Origin of the sequence: Haloarcula amylolytica JCM 13557, assembly GCF_000336615.1 — an archaeon.
Classification (GTDB): Archaea; Halobacteriota; Halobacteria; order Halobacteriales; family Haloarculaceae; genus Haloarcula; species Haloarcula amylolytica.
Map to the genome: position 1 here is coordinate 16,834 of NZ_AOLW01000005.1, position 15,110 is coordinate 31,943.

General features: G+C 65.5%; 16 protein-coding genes. 12 read left to right on the plus strand and 4 right to left on the minus strand.

Annotation, left to right across the window (positions count from 1 at the left end; all coding sequences use genetic code 11):
- Positions 1 to 154: 154 nt before the first annotated feature.
- The 6 genes from pdhA (at position 155) to C442_RS00125 (ending at position 6,582) form a co-directional block, all read left to right on the plus strand.
- Entirely contained in the window at positions 155 to 1,261 is a 1,107-nt protein-coding gene (pdhA, locus tag C442_RS00100) for a pyruvate dehydrogenase (acetyl-transferring) E1 component subunit alpha (RefSeq protein WP_008306888.1), read from the plus strand.
- Entirely contained in the window at positions 1,258 to 2,256 is a 999-nt protein-coding gene (locus tag C442_RS00105) for an alpha-ketoacid dehydrogenase subunit beta (protein WP_008306889.1), read from the plus strand. The genes pdhA and C442_RS00105 overlap by 4 nt, the downstream gene beginning before the upstream one ends.
- 3 nt (positions 2,257 to 2,259) lie before the next feature.
- Positions 2,260 to 3,900 (plus strand): dihydrolipoamide acetyltransferase family protein, encoded by a 1,641-nt coding sequence (locus tag C442_RS00110; RefSeq protein ID WP_008306890.1) that lies wholly within the window; start codon positions 2,260 to 2,262, stop codon positions 3,898 to 3,900.
- Between the two features lie 145 nt (positions 3,901 to 4,045).
- Positions 4,046 to 4,354: a hypothetical protein gene (locus C442_RS00115; RefSeq protein WP_049942745.1), complete on the plus strand. Its 309-nt coding sequence runs from the start codon at positions 4,046 to 4,048 to the stop codon at positions 4,352 to 4,354.
- Between the two features lie 39 nt (positions 4,355 to 4,393).
- Positions 4,394 to 5,812, plus strand: coding sequence for a dihydrolipoyl dehydrogenase (gene lpdA, locus C442_RS00120; protein ID WP_008306892.1), 1,419 nt, complete (start codon positions 4,394 to 4,396; stop codon positions 5,810 to 5,812).
- A 140-nt stretch (positions 5,813 to 5,952) separates the two neighbouring features.
- The gene (locus tag C442_RS00125; protein ID WP_008306893.1) at positions 5,953 to 6,582 is read left to right on the plus strand and encodes a hypothetical protein; all 630 of its coding nucleotides are present in this window, start codon (positions 5,953 to 5,955) and stop codon (positions 6,580 to 6,582) included.
- A gap of 114 nt (positions 6,583 to 6,696) precedes the next feature.
- Here the strand turns inward: C442_RS00125 and C442_RS00130 are convergent, their stop codons facing one another.
- Positions 6,697 to 7,029 carry a hypothetical protein gene (locus C442_RS00130; protein WP_239642243.1) on the minus strand — a complete coding sequence of 111 codons (333 nt, stop codon included), beginning with the start codon at positions 7,027 to 7,029 and terminating at the stop codon, positions 6,697 to 6,699.
- A 224-nt stretch (positions 7,030 to 7,253) separates the two neighbouring features.
- Here C442_RS00130 and pheA point away from each other — a divergent pair, with 224 nt between their 5' ends.
- The 3 genes from pheA to C442_RS00145 all read left to right on the plus strand — a co-directional run bounded on the left by pheA (position 7,254) and on the right by C442_RS00145 (position 8,993).
- Positions 7,254 to 8,069, plus strand: coding sequence for a prephenate dehydratase (gene pheA / locus C442_RS00135; RefSeq protein ID WP_008306894.1), 816 nt, complete (start codon positions 7,254 to 7,256; stop codon positions 8,067 to 8,069).
- Positions 8,070 to 8,130: 61 nt separating this feature from the next.
- Positions 8,131 to 8,538: an Hsp20/alpha crystallin family protein gene (locus C442_RS00140; protein WP_008306895.1), complete on the plus strand. Its 408-nt coding sequence runs from the start codon at positions 8,131 to 8,133 to the stop codon at positions 8,536 to 8,538.
- A gap of 2 nt (positions 8,539 to 8,540) precedes the next feature.
- Positions 8,541 to 8,993: a peroxiredoxin gene (locus C442_RS00145; RefSeq protein WP_008306896.1), complete on the plus strand. Its 453-nt coding sequence runs from the start codon at positions 8,541 to 8,543 to the stop codon at positions 8,991 to 8,993.
- A 30-nt stretch (positions 8,994 to 9,023) separates the two neighbouring features.
- Here C442_RS00145 and leuS read toward each other — a convergent pair whose 3' ends face one another.
- The gene (leuS, locus tag C442_RS00150; protein WP_008306897.1) at positions 9,024 to 11,699 is read right to left on the minus strand and encodes a leucine--tRNA ligase; all 2,676 of its coding nucleotides are present in this window, start codon (positions 11,697 to 11,699) and stop codon (positions 9,024 to 9,026) included.
- 153 nt (positions 11,700 to 11,852) lie between these two features.
- Positions 11,853 to 13,244: a sensor histidine kinase gene (locus tag C442_RS00155; protein WP_008306898.1), complete on the minus strand. Its 1,392-nt coding sequence runs from the start codon at positions 13,242 to 13,244 to the stop codon at positions 11,853 to 11,855.
- Between the two features lie 198 nt (positions 13,245 to 13,442).
- Between C442_RS00155 and C442_RS00160 the strand changes: the two genes are divergently transcribed.
- The 3 genes from C442_RS00160 to C442_RS00165 are packed head-to-tail and all read left to right on the plus strand — an operon-like array spanning position 13,443 to position 14,060.
- A complete protein-coding gene (locus C442_RS00160; protein ID WP_008306899.1) occupies positions 13,443 to 13,628 on the plus strand; it encodes a hypothetical protein in 186 nt (61 codons plus the stop codon).
- Complete coding sequence (locus C442_RS21950) at positions 13,628 to 13,795, plus strand: hypothetical protein (RefSeq protein WP_008306900.1); 168 nt, start codon at positions 13,628 to 13,630, stop codon at positions 13,793 to 13,795. Before C442_RS00160 ends, C442_RS21950 begins: the two co-directional genes overlap by 1 nt.
- A 43-nt stretch (positions 13,796 to 13,838) precedes the next feature.
- Positions 13,839 to 14,060, plus strand: a complete 222-nt coding sequence (locus C442_RS00165) for a DUF7535 family protein (protein WP_008306901.1) — start codon at positions 13,839 to 13,841, stop codon at positions 14,058 to 14,060.
- On the opposite strand, the gene C442_RS00170 is transcribed toward C442_RS00165, so the two are convergent.
- Entirely contained in the window at positions 14,061 to 15,056 is a 996-nt protein-coding gene (locus tag C442_RS00170) for an alanine dehydrogenase (protein WP_008306902.1), read from the minus strand.
- Positions 15,057 to 15,110 lie beyond the last annotated feature (54 nt).

Below are 15,110 nucleotides of genomic sequence, written 5' to 3' on the forward strand. Positions count from 1 at the left end.
AATAAATTGGGCAGAATTTAAACCGTTTCAGAGCGTCTTATACCCCCGTATTCCCAGTAATACCCACGTCGGAGATATTTTTCAGCCCCGCGAAAGCTCTAAAGGTAGTGCGAGTGAACAGTCGTCGTATGCCACTTCGACGGAGGCGGTTTCTATGAGTGTCCTCCAGCGCGACCCAGCGGACAGGGTACAGATTCTCGATGAAGACGGGACAGTGGTCGACGGCGCAACGGTGCCGGACCTCTCGGACGACGAACTGGTAGAGATGTATCGGTATCTCAAACTCGGCCGGCACTTCGACCAGCGGGCGGTGAGTCTGCAACGACAGGGCCGGATGGGGACCTACCCCCCGATGTCGGGACAGGAGGCCTCGCAGGTCGGCAGCGCCTTCGCTCTGCGCGACGGCGACTGGGCCTTCCCGAGCTACCGGGAGCATCTCGCCATGTACGTCAAGGGGTGGAATCTGTCGGACGACCTGTTGTACTGGATGGGGTCGGAGGCGGGTAATTCGCCGCCGGAAGACGTACAGGCGTTCTCGTTTGCGGTCCCGATTGCGACACAGATTCCGCACGCGACCGGGGCCGCGTGGGCCTCGAAGCTCAAGGGCGATGACACCGCTGCCCTCGTGTACTTCGGAGACGGTGCGACCTCCGAGGGCGACTTCCACGAGGGGCTGAACTTCGCGGGCGTGTTCGACGTGCCGGCGGTGTTTTTCTGTAACAACAACCAGTGGGCGATTTCGGTCCCGCGGGAGCGCCAGACGGCCAGCGAGACGCTCGCACAAAAGGCCAACGCATACGGCTTCGACGGCGTCCAGGTCGACGGGATGGACCCGCTCGCGGTGTATCAGGTGACTCGCGAGGCCGTCGAAAAGGCACACGACCCGCCCGAGGACGGACTCCGCCCGACGATGATCGAGGCAGTGCAGTACCGCTTCGGCGCGCACACGACCGCCGACGACCCGTCGGTGTACCGCGACGACAGCGAGGTCGAGCACTGGAAGCAGAAAGACCCGATTCCGCGGATGGAGGCGTTCCTCAGAGACCAGGGCCTGCTCGACGACGAGCGGGTCGACGCCATCGACGAATCGATTCAGGAGGAGGTGGCCACAGCTATCGACGAGGCTGAGGCGACCGAGCGACCGGAACCGGAGGAGATGTTCGCGGACGTGTACGCGGAGATGCCACAGCGACTCGAACAGCAACTGGACTACCTCGAAGACCTGCGCGAGCGACACGGCGACGAGGTGCTACTGGAATGAGTACACAGGACGCAGACACACAGAGTTTGACGCTCGTACAGGCCGTCCGTGACGGCCTCTACGGCGAGATGGAGCGGAACGAAGACGTGGTCGTAATGGGTGAAGACGTCGGGAAGAACGGCGGCGTCTTCCGGGCGACGCAGGGACTCCACGAGGAGTTCGGTGACCAGCGGGTCATCGACACGCCGCTCGCGGAGGCCGGCATCGTCGGAACGGCCATCGGCATGGCCGCCTACGGGCTCCGGCCGGTGCCGGAGATGCAGTTCTCCGGGTTCATGTACCCCGCGTTCGACCAGATCGTCAGTCACGCCGCCCGACTTCGGAACAGGAGCCGCGGCCGGTACAATTGCCCGCTCACCGTTCGCGCGCCCTACGGCGGCGGCATCCGCGCGCCGGAACATCACTCCGAATCCAAGGAGGCGTTCTACGTCCACGAGGCGGGGCTGAAAGTCGTCGTCCCGTCGACGCCGAAGGAGACGAAGGGGCTGCTGACGGCGGCCATCCGGGACCCGGACCCCGTCATCTTCCTCGAACCGAAGCTCATCTACCGGTCGTTCCGCGAGGAGGTCCCCGACGACCCCTACACGGTCGAACTGGGTGAGGCGAAGGTCCGTCGTGAGGGGAGCGACGTGTCCGTGTTCACCTGGGGCGCGATGACCCGGCCGACGGTCGAAGCCGCCGAGGAACTGGCCGAGGAGGGCATCGACGCCGAAGTGATCGACCTGCGAACGCTGTCGCCGATGGACACCGATGCCATCGTCGAATCGTTCAAAAAGACCGGGCGAGCGACTGTCGTCCATGAAGCCCCCAAGACCGGTGGACTGGCCGGCGAGATTATCGCCACCATTCAGGAGGAAGTCCTGTTGTACCAGGAGGCTCCCGTCACCCGGGTGACGGGCTTCGACGTGCCCTACCCGCTATACGCGCTGGAGGACTACTACCTCCCCGAACCCGCCCGCATCAAAGACGGTATCAGAGAGGCAGTGGAGTTCTGACGTATGTTCGAGTTCAATCTCCCGGACCTCGGTGAAGGGGTCGCAGAGGGTGAGGTGTTGACCTGGCACGTCTCGCCGGGCGACGCCGTCACCGAGGATCAGGTCCTCGCGGAGGTGGAGACCGACAAGGCCGCCGTCGACGTGCCGTCGCCGGTCGACGGCGTCGTGCAGGAACTGCACGCCGAAGTCGGCGAGATGGTACAGACTGGCGAGGTGCTCATCACTATCGACGAGGCGGGCGATGCCGAAGCGGACGACGCGGCGGCTGGCAGTGCGGACAACGCCGAATCGGCAGAAGCTACCACAGAGGCGGTAGCCGACGACGCTGCGAGCGAAACCACAGCGGCCGATGCGTCGGACCAGTCTGACGCAAGCACGGCCGACGGGCGCGTGTTCGCCTCGCCGAGCGTCCGTCGACTCGCCCGTGAGAAGGGGGTCGACATCGCGGCCGTCGACGGGAGCGGGCCGGGCGGTCGCGTCACCGAGGGGGATGTCGAGGCGGCCACGGCGTCGGCCGGCGAGACGGCTGACAGTGACGACGGCCCCACGTCGGTCGTTTCGGAGGCGTCCGACGACGGGGACGGCCCGACCACAGCAGTTTCGCAGGTCGACGATGCGGACACAGACGACGGGAATGCTGTCAAGTCAGCCGTCAGAAGTGTCTCCGGTGACGGACAGGCGGCCGCCAGTCGCGAGCAGACGCTGGCGACGCCAGCCACCAGAAAGGCCGCCCGCGAACTCGACGTGAACATCGACGCCGTTCCGACTGACCAGACGCGGGACGGCCAGCCCTACGTCGACGAATCGGCCGTTCGGACGTACGCGGAGACCCAGCAGGCCGCACAGGCAGCCGATGCCGAAGCTGTCAGTGCCGAGGGTGGCGCGGCAGGGACGGCAGCCAAGGCGGGCGACGCTGGGACCGAAACGACGGCCGTCGAGACAGGCGACGGCGAGCGCCGCGAACCGTACCGTGGCGTCCGTCGGTCCATCGGCGAACAGATGGCTCGGTCCCGGAGAGAGGTGCCCCACGCGACCCACCACGACCAAGTCGTCGTGTCTGGCCTCGTCGAGGCCCGTGAGCGGCTCGCCCCACTCGCCGAAGAACATGATGTCACCCTGACGTACACGCCCTTCGTGGTGAAATGCGTCGCCGCGGCGCTGGACCAGCACCCGGTGCTCAACACGGCGCTGGACACCGAAAACGAGGAAATCGTCTACAGAGACGTCCACAACATCGGCGTGGCGGCAGCGACCGACCACGGCCTTGTCGTGCCGGTCGTCGACGACGTGGACGGGAAGGGCCTGGTCGAACTCGCAGACGAGATCAACGACCTCGTCGGGCGGGCCCGAGAGCGTGACATCGAGCGGTCGGAGATGCAGGGCGGGACGTTCACCGTCACGAACTTCGGGGCCATCGGCGGCGAGTACGCCAGCCCGATCATCAACGTCCCCGAGACGGCGATTCTCGGGATCGGGGCGCTGAAGGAGCGGCCGGTGGCCGAAGACGGCGAGGTCGTCGCGAAACCCACGCTCCCGCTCTCGCTGGCAATCGACCACCGCGTCATCGACGGGGCAGACGCCGCGCGCTTCGTCAACACGCTCAAGGAGTACCTGGCGGACCCGACGCGGCTCCTGCTGGAGTAGCCGCTCGGGTTCGCAATCGAAACCGAAATTCGTCACTGGAACGACAGGGCTGGTGATGCCCTCCACGAGAGACACATGGATCTGGTACGGATTAGGCGCACTGTTCGTCCTGCCGCCGGGATGTATGGCCCTCGCCCGGCTGTCGATGGAACTGTTCATATCGTCGGGGTCGGCCAGTGACGGGAGTCTCGGAACGTTCCTCGGCGCGTTTGCTCTGACCGTCCTCGCCAGTTGGGCGAGTGTGCTGTTCAGCCTGCTTCTCACAGTCGGCCTCTTTCTCGACAGTCGACACCTCCGGCGGACCGACGGGGACTGGTCCCCGACACCGCTGTATGCGCTCGCCGGCATCGTCCACGGGGTGGGATCGACACTGCTCGCGGCGTTTGCGGTGTCGGTACCGGTCGTCGGCTACTATCTGTATCGGCGGCGCACGCGAGACACGACAGTGAGGTGAAGGGCGATAGCTTTTCACGGACCCGGACGAGGCACCGCTATGGTCGTTGGAGATGTCACTACTGGAACCGAACTGCTTGTTATCGGCGGCGGTCCGGGCGGCTACGTCGCCGCGATACGGGGCGCGCAACTGGGACTGGACACGACGCTCGTCGACCGGGACGCCTACGGCGGGACCTGTCTGAATCACGGCTGTATCCCCTCGAAAGCGCTCATCTCGGCCTCGGACGTCGCCCACGACGCCCGACAGGCCGAGTCGATGGGCGTGTTCGCGGACCCGGCCGTCGACATGGCCGGGATGACAGAGTGGAAAGACGGCGTCGTCACACGGCTGACACGGGGCGTCGAATCGCTGTGTGAGAGCGCCGGCGTCAATCTGATTGAGGGGACCGCCGAGTTCGTCGACGACGGGACGGTCCGAGTCGCTCACGGCGGCGAGGGGCAGGGCTCGGAGTCGCTGTCGTTCGAACACGCCATCGTTGCGACGGGGAGCCGACCGATGGCGGTCCCCGGCTTCGAGTTCGACGGCGAGCACATCCTCTCCTCGAAGGACGCGCTCGCGCTCGAATCGGTCCCCGAGAAGCTGCTCGTCGTCGGCGCGGGCTACATCGGCATGGAGCTCTCGACGGTGTTCGCGAAACTGGGCGCGGAGGTCACGGTCGTCGAGATGCTCGACGACGTGTTGCCCGGCTACGAGGACGACGTCGCGGCGGTCGTCCGCGACCGCGCCGAGGATCTGGGAATCGATTTCAACTTCGGCGAGGCGGCCGACGACTGGGACGAGACAGACGAGGGCATTCGCGTCCAGACCGTCGACGAAGACGACTCGGTCACCGAGTACAATGCCGAGAAATGTCTCGTCGCGGTCGGCCGCGAGCCGGTCACGGACACGCTCGCGCTGGAGAATATCGACCTCCAGACGGACGAGAACGGCGTCATCCCGACCGACGACCAGTGCCGGACGGCGTTCGAGTCGGTGTTCGCAGTCGGCGACGTGGCCGGCGAGCCGATGCTTGCCCACAAGGCGATGGCCGAAGGCGAGGTCGCTGCGAGAGCCGCCGCCGGCGAACCGGCCGCGTTCGACCATCAGGCGATTCCCGCCGCGGTGTTCACCGACCCCGAGATCGCCACTGTCGGTATGACCGAAGAGGAAGCCGAGGCGGCGGGCTTCGAGCCGGTCATCGGACAGATGCCGATACGAGCTAACGGCCGCGCGCTCACGGTCAACGAGAAGGAGGGGTTCGTCCGCGTCGTCGCCGATGCCGATGAGGAATTCCTGCTCGGGGCGCAGATCGTCGGCCCGGAAGCATCGGAGCTTATCGCCGAACTCGGGCTGGGTATCGAGATGGGCGCGCGGCTTGAAGACATCGCCGGGACGATCCACACGCACCCGACGCTCTCCGAAGCGGTCCACGAGGCGGCCGCGGCGGCACGCGGCGAAGCGGTTCACACGCGCTGAGAACATTTTGGGCTGATTCGCGAAGATCAGTCAAACACAACTCTGTGGGCGTTTACTGACAGAGAGGCAGAATTTTGCGCCGTGCAAAAGGGTTATATTGTGGATTGAGTAAACTGTCGGTGACTAGGAACCGGTAACATATGTCTACTGATTCACAGCCCGACGATACCATCGCCCAGGCGATTATTTCGGGGTCGACGTACGAGCGACTCCGCTATGAACGCCACTCGTATCTCAGACAGACCGTCCCGCGGACGCTCGCGCTCCAGAGCGCCCTGCTTGGTGCGCTGGCACTGTTACTACCGATCTACGGCCTGTATCCGGACAGCACCGCGGCGTTTCTCCCGTCGATCGACCCCGGCGTCGCTTCGCCGAAGGTGCTGTTGCTCGGACTGTTCGGCGGCTTCTTGCAGTTGTTCGGTGCGACGGTGCTCGTCGGGTCAGTTCTCTACCGGGTCCGGCTTGCGCCGCTGACCGAGCGACAGGCGCACGCGGCGCTCAACGCCGAGGACTTCGCCCGCTACGTCGGCCTTGGAACCGGCGGACTGGCGATCGTGCTCTCGCTTTGCCTGTTCGCTGTCGGCCTGGGCGGTGGTGACGCAGTGTCCGCATACATCGCGTCCACGGGTCGAAACCCGTTCGTCGACTCCGGGTTCGGCCTGTCGGTTGCGACGGTCTCACTGCTCGCCTTCGTCGCCAGCGTGACGGTTTTTTACGCCTCGCGATACCTTCTCGTTCACCTCGCGCTGTTCCATCGTAGCAACGAGTGAGGAGTGTCACCGTTGACCTCCTCCCACGCCTTCAGGCGTGGGCTTTCGCCTTGCTCCCGCTGTAACGATACAGCAGTAGCGGGATTTCGCGTCCGTGAAAAGTCGAAGACGCCGTCAGTTAGTCGCGACGTCGTTGATACCTGACTGTATCAAGAACCACGAAATGGGACCGAAGACGACGAACAGCAGGAACAGGACCACGCCGCTCTGGTCGGTGACGGCTTCCGCCGCGTTTGAGATCTGCCAGATCCCGATGATGTTTACGAGAGGAATGACTGCCAAAATGGGAGTCAGGTTCTGGTCTGTCCCTGCATCGAGTTGCTTGGCAGTCTTGTACAGCCAGTACAGGCCGTAGAGCGTTCCAGTCACGACAAACAGGACGACCTGCAGGCCGAGTGACCCGTCTTCGAACGCGGTTGCGTCAGTCACTTGCGGTGTTGCTGACATACAGTCGCTATTCGCTCACGCTTGCTGAAAAAAGTACACCCGCTGTAGATTCGCAAGCAGTCGGACGGGTGCCTGTCTGACACGGCACTGACGAGGACCTGGCACGGTTGTCCTGAACGGCGGCTGACGCCACCGAGACAGCGCCAGACGAATACCGCGACCGCCCCGGCACAGCGCTTGCCGATGACCACGGTTCTTTTGGTTCCCACCGCTGTACCCCGGGTATGACCACTGTTACCCTGGGTCCCGAGGGGACCTACTCCCACCGCGCCGCACAGGCAGTCACCGACGACGAGATATCCTTCTCCGAGTCGGTGACCGCCATCGTCGAAGCCGTCGCCAGCGGCGAGGCCGAGCGCGGCGTCGTCCCCGTCGAGAACAGCATCGAGGGCTCCGTCACGGAATCGCTCGACGCCTTCGCGGAGTACGACGTTGCCGTCGTCGAGGAGATCATCACACCGATCCGCCACGCGCTGCTCGCACAGGACGAGTCGTTCTCGCTGGTGGCCAGCCACGCGCAGGCGCTGGCCCAGTGTCGGGGCTGGCTCGACGAGCACTACCCCGGCGTCAACGTCGAGGCCGTCGCGTCGACGGCCCGCGGCGTCGAGCGCGCCCGCGGCGACGCGGACATCGCCGCAATCGGCCACCCCGAGAACGCGACCAACGGGACCGAACTGAAAGTGCTCGCCGAGGACATCCAGGACCAGTCCTCGAACGCCACCCGCTTCGTCGTCGTCGCCCCGACGAGCGAGCGCAGCGAGGCCGGCGGCAAGACCTCCTTCATCGTCTACCCCGACGTCGACTACCCCGGGCTGCTGCTGGAACTGCTGGAGCCGTTCGCCGACCGCGACATCAACCTCACCCGCGTCGAATCTCGACCCAGCGGCGAGCGCCTTGGCGACTACGTCTTCCACATCGACATCTCGGCCGGCCTCTACGAGCAGCGCACGCAGGACGCCCTCGCCGACATCGAAGACATCGCCGAGAAGGGCTGGGTCCGCCGGCTGGGGTCGTACGACTCGCAGACGGTTGTCAACTGAGTCAGCGGGACACCGCCGGCCCCGTTCAAGCGTTAAGTCCCGGGCCCGTGTACCCCCGTGTATGTCTGACCGCGATCCGTTCAGCGAGATCGAGCGCGCGTTCGATATGCTGGGAGAGCAGTTCGGCGTCGACATGGGCGCTATCCCGGTCGACGTCGTCGACGAGGGCGACGCCTTCGTCGTCCACGCGGACCTGCCGGGCTACGACAGCGACGACATCGACGTCCAGCTCGTCGAGGACCGAGAGGTCACCATCAGCGCCACGTCGAGCCGGGAGCAAGAGTCGACTGACGGCCAGTACGTCCAGCGCGAGCGCCGCCAGCAGTCGCTGAGCCGGTCGGTCCGTCTTCCCGAGTCCGTCGACGAAGCGGAGACCACTGCGAGCTACGACAACGGCGTTCTCACCGTTCGGCTTGAGAAGATCGTTCACAGCGAGGGTGACGACGGGACGGACATCCCAGTGAACTGACGATGGTGCTCGAACCCGGCACGGACGTGCCGACGATCAGGGCGACGAACCAGCACGGAAACCCGGTCCAGCCCGCCTTCGAGCAGCCGACGGTGCTGTACTTCTATCCGGCGGACGACACGCCGGGGTGTACGACGGAGGCGGAACAGTTCGAGGAGCACGCAAACCGGTTCGAGGACGCCGGCGTCTCGGTGTACGGCGTCTCGACCGACGGCGTGGAGAGCCACCGCGACTTTGCCGAGGCGAACGGCATCAGCTTCGACCTGCTGGCCGACCCCGAGGGGCGACTGTCCGAAGCGTTCGATGTGTCGCTGGTCGACGGACGGAGCCAGCGGACGACGTACGTCATCGCGAAGGAACGCGTCGTCGCCGTCTACGAGCGTGTCGGTCCCGACGGCCACGCGGCGAGCGTCTTCGAGGACCTCGTCGACACTGGATTAGTCAGCACCGAGTAGGCCGCAACAGGCCGTGTGGCGGACGCTCGGCTACTCGTCGATGTCGATGGCCGGGCGACCGGGACCGGCTTTGCCGACGAGGTCGGGGTCCGCTTCCGCTGGTCCCTGAACGGTTACGTCAGCGCCGAACTCTCGTTCGATGAGCCACGCGGCCCGTTCGAGCGCCGCCTGTTCGCGCTCGGGCGGCAGTTGCTCGTCCAGCGACTGCGCGCGGCCGGCCAGTTCCTTGGCGAAGTCCGCGGCCGCCTCGCCCTGCTCGCGCAGTTCCTCGTCCTGCATGACGGTCCCGACGACGTTGCCGTCGGCGTTTCGAGCGAGGTCCAGCACGCGGTGCTTCCACTGGGGCGCGACGGCGAGCGTGATGGTCTGTGGGTCCTCGATGCCGACCGTGTCGACGATATCGCGGATGTCCTCGCGGGTGTTCTCGACCAGCCGGCGCTCCATCTCGTAGTCTTCGGGGGCTTCAGCAGCCGGCCACTCGGCCTCCGCGATGAGGGCGTCGTGGCCCAGTTCGGCCCACATCTCCTCGGCGGCGTGGGGGGCGACCGGGGCGAGCAGTTTCGCCGCCGTCGCCAGCCCGCGCTCGAAGGTGTCGGCGTCGGGGGTAGTCGCTTCCTGATACCGGCGCAGCAGCGACACCAGTTCCCGCACGGCCTGGAGCGCGTGGTTGAACCGGAAGTCCTCGAACTCGGCCGTCGCGTTCGCCGCGGTGGCGTCGATTTCGCGGGCGACGTAGGCCGCGATGTCGTTGGTCTCCCCTGTATCAACTTCGCCGCTTGCGTACTCCGAAACCAGCGTGTACACGTTCTGGAGGAAGCTGTGGGCGGACTGCACACCCTCGGGGCTCCAGGCGAACTCCTTCTCTGGCTGGGCGGCCTCCATGATGAACAGCCGGGCCGTGTCCGCGCCGTACTCCTCGATGATGCGCTGTGGCGAGACGCCGTTGCCCAGGCTCTTGGACATCTTGTTGCCGTCCTCGCCGAGCACCATCCCCTGGTTCGTGAGGTTGGTGAAGGGTTCGCGGACGCCGTCGACCATATCGAGGTCGTCAAGCACCTTCGTGAAGAAGCGGGCGTACAGCAGGTGCATCACGGCGTGTTCGATGCCGCCGACGTACTGGTCGACCGGCATCCAGTCGCTGGCCCGCTCGGTGTCGAAGGGGGCGTCGTCCATCTCCGGCGAAGTGTACCGCAGGAAGTACCACGAGGAGTCGACGAAGGTGTCCATCGTGTCCGTCTCCCGCACCGCGTCGGCCCCGCAGTCGGGGCAGTCGACGTGCTTCCACTCCTCGGCGGCGTCCAGCGGGTTCCCGGTGGTGTGGACGAACTCCGGCAGTTCGACGGGGAGGTCCTCGTCGGGGACCTCGACGTAGCCACAGTCCTCGCAGTGAATCATCGGAATCGGGGTGCCCCAGTAGCGCTGGCGGGAGATGCCCCAGTCCCGGAGGTTGTACTCGGTTCGGTGTTCGCCGTCGAACTCCTCGACGAACCGGTCGCGGGCCTCGGCGCTCGCCAGCCCGTCGAACTCGCCGCTGTTGACCAACAGGCCGTCCTCGGGATACGCTGCCGCCTGTACGTCGATGTCCTCGGGGTCAGCGTCCGCATCATCTGTCGGTTCGACGACCTGCACGATGTCGATGTCGTGGGCCTCGGCGAACTCGTGGTCGCGTTCGTCGTGGGCCGGCACGGCGTACAGCGCGCCCGTCCCCACGTCGGTCAGCACGTAGTCCGCGACGTAGACGGGAATCTCCTCGCCGGTGGCGGGGTTTTCGGCGTACTCGCCGGTGAACACGCCGGAGGTCACGTCCAGTTCATCCTCGTCGGCCCGCTCGGCGGTCTCGATGTACTCGGCGACCTCGTCGTTGTCTTCGGCGATTTCCTGAGCGACGGGGTGGCCCGGGGCCAGCGAGAAGAACGTCGCGCCGTGGATGGTGTCCAGACGGGTCGTGAAGATGTCCACGTCGCCGTAGTCGCCGACCTCGAAGGCGACGCTCGCGCCCTCCTGCTTGCCGATCCAGTTGCGCTGCATCTCCCGGACGTTGTTCGGCCAGCCGTCGAGGTCGTCTAAGTCTTCCAGCAGTTCCTCGGCGTAGTCGGTGATGGTGAAAAACCACTGGTCCATCTCGCGGGCCTCGATTGGCGTGTCACAGCGCCAGCACAGTTCCGCCTCGCCCTCGACCTGCTCGTCAGCGAGGACGGTCTCACAGGAGGGACACCAGTTCAGTTCGGCGGCCTGGCGCTCGACCAGCCCTGCCTCGCGGAACTGCTTGAAGAGCCACTGGTTCCACTGGTAGTACTCGGGCTCACAGGTCGCCAGCTCCCGGTCCCAGTCGTAGCCAAAGCCCATCTCCGTGAGTTGCTCGCGCATCGAGTCGATGCACTGCATCGTCCAGTCCCGCGGGTTGGTGTCGCGTTCCTCGGCGGCGTTCTCCGCGGGGAGGCCGAAGGAGTCCCAGCCCATCGGGTGGAGGACGCTCTCGCCGCGCATCCGCTCGAAGCGGGCGTAGGCGTCCGTGATAGTGTAGTTCCGGACGTGGCCCATGTGGAGGCTCCCGGAGGTGTACGGGAACATCGCCAGGACGTACTCCGGGTCGGTCTCGTCGTCGTCGATCCGGAACACGTCGGCCTCGTCCCACGTGCGCTGCCACCGGGGCTCGATCTCCGTGTGATCGAACCCCCGCTCGCGTTCCTCACCGGTCGTGGTCATGATATCGGAACATCCGGCAGCGACCGTGCTATACCTTTCCCTTCGGGAGGCTATCAGGGTCGGCCGCACGAGCCCACAAGCCGAATGGATGTGAATCCGGGGGACCGGCGTACCACAGAGCGGTAGCGTCGCCGCAGGTCGACCAGCCGCCGGCTATGCCTGACAGTCGACGTTGCCGATGTCGAATCGAGCGCCGCCCGACTCGCTCTCGGACATGGAGATCGTCCAGCCGTGGTCCGCGGCGACCCGGCGAGCGACGTAGAGTCCGAATCCGGTGTTCTCCGGGACAGCGGTGTGGCCCGCGTCGAACACGCGCTCCGGCGGTTCGACATCGATGCCCGGGCCGTCGTCAGCGACGAAGAAGCCGTCGGCCGTCGTACCGACGGTGACGGTGACCGACGCTCCAGCGTGTTCGAGCGCGTTCTGGAACAGTATCTGGAGCAACAGCCCGGCGGACTCCTGATCGGCGACAATGCGGGTGTCCCCATCGAAAGTCAGACACGCCTCACTGCCGGCGAGGGTGTCCCACACCTCCCGACTGAGACGGGAGAGCCAGACGTGTTTTCGCTTCGGAACCTGTTCGATCTCGTCGCGCTGGCTCGAGCGGTTCGGATCGCTCGTGGAGAGTTCGACCACGGTATCGATAATCGTCGAGATCTGGGAGAGCGACTCCTCGATGTCGGCGGTCGAATCGTCACAGTCAGCCAGTTCTTCGAGTCGCCCGTAGGCGATCTGGAGTTCGTTTCGAAGCTCGTGAGACGCCACGAGTGCGACTTTCACCATCCGTTCGTGCTGGCGGCGAAACGCGTGCTCGCGGAGCTTTCGCGCCGTGATATCCTGAGTGTGTCCGACGATTCCCCGAACGTTCCCAGCGGAATCGTACCACGGCATCTTGCGGGTGCGGACGTACGACGCGTCGAGATCGAGGAACTCCTCCACTTCGATCCGGTCCGTGTCGCCCTCGATGACGTCCATCTCATCACGCAGGGCCGCTTTCGCGTGTTCATCGGCCAGTTCCGGGACCTCGACGTCGGTGAGGCCGAGCCGGTCGGTCGGCTCGTTGAACCCCCGACCCATCAGGACGTGTCGGGCCTGCTCGTCTTTCGCGTACAGGTGGTCCGGCAGCTCGTTGAACAGGGAGAGCAACAGCGTCTCCATCGGGGACGGCGGGCGTCCGGCAACAGTCGGTGGCTCAGCGTCGAGACTGTCCCGGAGGGTCTCGGCGACGGCGTCTTCGAGACGTGTCGACGCCTCGACGGCCGTCACGTCGAGGGCATCCGGGACCGCCGACGGGTCCTCGCCAGCGACGATCACCGGCAAGTCGGGAAACAGCTTCCTGACGCCGTACGCGATATCGGTTCCGGACTGGCCATCGACTGTTTCGGGCAGAACGAGAGCGTGGAACGTCGAATGGGTGAGCGTGTCAAAGAGGGCCGTGAGGTCCGACAGATGCGTGATCGAAGCCGGCGTCTCAGCGAGAGCGGATTCGAGAGTCCCGGTATCCAGCCTGTCGGCTGCGACGACGAGCACAGATTTGCTACCCATAGTGCGTTCCCAGTGACCAAACTATTGCGTGTGGTGGACTGTCACTGTTTCGGGTGTTTCGAGGACCAGACGCCGCTCACAACTGCCAGTGCAGCGATGTCGCCCGGACTGTCGAGCCGATAGCGTCGCCGGTACTCCGGCCGAGAGAGCGGCGCCCCACACAAGATTTTTGCCGGTCTCGGCTGGTGTCGGGAGTGTATGGTACACTGCCCTGACTGCCAGACCTCGCTCGAAACGGCCGACGACATCGAGTTCGTCGAAGTGGACGCCAAGACCGGCTTCATCAAAGCCTCCAAGCGCTTTTACACCGCCAACTGCGCGGCCTGTGGCGTCACTATCGGTAGCGGCGTCGCCGGCGCGAAGTCCAACGGAGGTGCAGCCTGATGGTCCACTGTCCGGAATGCGACGCGGAGATGGCCAGCCCGGACGACGTAGAGTTCCTCGACATGGAATCGACGACCGGCTTCTTTACGGCCTCCAAACGGTTCTACCTCGTGGCCTGTGACAACTGCGGGGCTGCCATCGGCAGCGGCGTCGCCGGTGCGATGTAGCCGCCGGGCCTAGGCTTATACACGTCTCAATGCAAGAGAAAGTATGGCGGAATCACCTGACGACGACGCGAAGGACAGCGGACGACTGCCGAAGGCCCTCCGGTCGGTCACGCCGGGGTCGCGGAGCCGTCCCAACGAGGGGATGGACGTGATCGGCTGGGGCATGCTCGCCGGCCTGCTCGTCCTGCTGGTCCCGCTCCTGCCGTTTATCATCATCGTCTGGGGCATCTCGAAAGTGACCGACATGCTCACGCCCTCGTCGTAATCAGGTCGTATCGGTATCGACGAGGGAAAACGGCGTTCCGTCGCCGTCGGCGCTTGCGTTCTCGTAAACGACGTGCGCGGCCGCGACGTCCTGGATAGCTAGTCCCGTGGAGTCGAAGAGGGTTATCCTGTCGTCGTCGGTCCGCCCCGAGAGGGTGCCCGCGACGATGTCGCCGAGTTCCCCGTGGAGGTCGGTGTCGGTCAGGACGCCCTCACCCCACGGGACGTTTATCTCGCCGGAGTGGGTGCACTGTTCGTAGTTGTCGATGACGAGTTTCGCGTCCAGCAGCGTCTGTTCGTCGTGTTCTTGCTTGCCGGCGGCGTCGGCACCAATGGCGTTGATATGCGTGCGCTCGCCGAGCCACGCCCGGTCCACGATGGGTGACTCGACGGGCGTAATCGTCGACAGCACGTCACAGCTGGCGGCGTCCGCAATGGTGCCCGCCCGCACGTCGAACCGGTCGGCGAACGCGTCGACGAACGCCTGCTGTTTCTCCGCGTCCCGGTCGGCGACGACCACCGTCTCGATATCTCGGACCGACGAGATAGCGTCCAGTTGCGTGTGGGCCTGCGTGCCGGCCCCGACCAGCCCAAGGGAGTCGGCGTCGGCGACGGCGAGATGATCGGTGGCGACGGCGGCCGCCGCCCCGGTCCGCAGGCGCGTCAGAACGGTGCCGTCCATCACGGCCAGCGGGAACGCCGTCTCGGGGTCCGAGTAGATGAGCGTCCCGAGAACGGTCGGCAGGTCGTGGTCACGGGGGTTGTCCAGGTGGACGTTCACCCACTTGACCGCGGCGGCGTCCCACGTCTCCGCGTTGACGTAGGCCGGCATCGACCTGAAGTCGCCGTTGTACTGCGGCAGGTCGACGTAGGACTTGGCCGGCATGATGGTGTTCTCCCTGGCATCGGCGGCGAAGGCCGCGGCGACCGCGTCGATGACTGCCGGCATCGTCGCATGGTCCTCGACCGCGTCCGCGCCGAGAAGTAGCGTCTGCATACGGTATGTTGACACTCGACGATATTCAGCCCTCCGCCGTCACAGGGGTTATAT

What these genes read in the sequence shown, in the direction of transcription:
- C442_RS00125 (WP_008306893.1), top strand. Translation starts at nt 5,953, where the DNA reads ATGTCTACTGATTCACAGCCCGACGATACCATCGCCCAGGCGATTATT.
- C442_RS21950 (WP_008306900.1), top strand. Translation starts at nt 13,628, where the DNA reads ATGGTCCACTGTCCGGAATGCGACGCGGAGATGGCCAGCCCGGACGAC.
- C442_RS00155 (WP_008306898.1), bottom strand. Translation starts at nt 13,244, where the DNA reads ATGGGTAGCAAATCTGTGCTCGTCGTCGCAGCCGACAGGCTGGATACC.
- C442_RS00170 (WP_008306902.1), bottom strand. Translation starts at nt 15,056, where the DNA reads ATGCAGACGCTACTTCTCGGCGCGGACGCGGTCGAGGACCATGCGACG.
- C442_RS00140 (WP_008306895.1), top strand. Translation starts at nt 8,131, where the DNA reads ATGTCTGACCGCGATCCGTTCAGCGAGATCGAGCGCGCGTTCGATATG.
- C442_RS00115 (WP_049942745.1), top strand. Translation starts at nt 4,046, where the DNA reads ATGGAACTGTTCATATCGTCGGGGTCGGCCAGTGACGGGAGTCTCGGA.
- pdhA (WP_008306888.1), top strand. Translation starts at nt 155, where the DNA reads ATGAGTGTCCTCCAGCGCGACCCAGCGGACAGGGTACAGATTCTCGAT.
- C442_RS00145 (WP_008306896.1), top strand. Translation starts at nt 8,541, where the DNA reads ATGGTGCTCGAACCCGGCACGGACGTGCCGACGATCAGGGCGACGAAC.
- pheA (WP_008306894.1), top strand. Translation starts at nt 7,254, where the DNA reads ATGACCACTGTTACCCTGGGTCCCGAGGGGACCTACTCCCACCGCGCC.
- C442_RS00130 (WP_239642243.1), bottom strand. Translation starts at nt 7,029, where the DNA reads ATGTCAGCAACACCGCAAGTGACTGACGCAACCGCGTTCGAAGACGGG.
- leuS (WP_008306897.1), bottom strand. Translation starts at nt 11,699, where the DNA reads ATGACCACGACCGGTGAGGAACGCGAGCGGGGGTTCGATCACACGGAG.
- C442_RS00105 (WP_008306889.1), top strand. Translation starts at nt 1,258, where the DNA reads ATGAGTACACAGGACGCAGACACACAGAGTTTGACGCTCGTACAGGCC.
- C442_RS00110 (WP_008306890.1), top strand. Translation starts at nt 2,260, where the DNA reads ATGTTCGAGTTCAATCTCCCGGACCTCGGTGAAGGGGTCGCAGAGGGT.
- C442_RS00160 (WP_008306899.1), top strand. Translation starts at nt 13,443, where the DNA reads ATGGTACACTGCCCTGACTGCCAGACCTCGCTCGAAACGGCCGACGAC.
- C442_RS00165 (WP_008306901.1), top strand. Translation starts at nt 13,839, where the DNA reads ATGGCGGAATCACCTGACGACGACGCGAAGGACAGCGGACGACTGCCG.
- lpdA (WP_008306892.1), top strand. Translation starts at nt 4,394, where the DNA reads ATGGTCGTTGGAGATGTCACTACTGGAACCGAACTGCTTGTTATCGGC.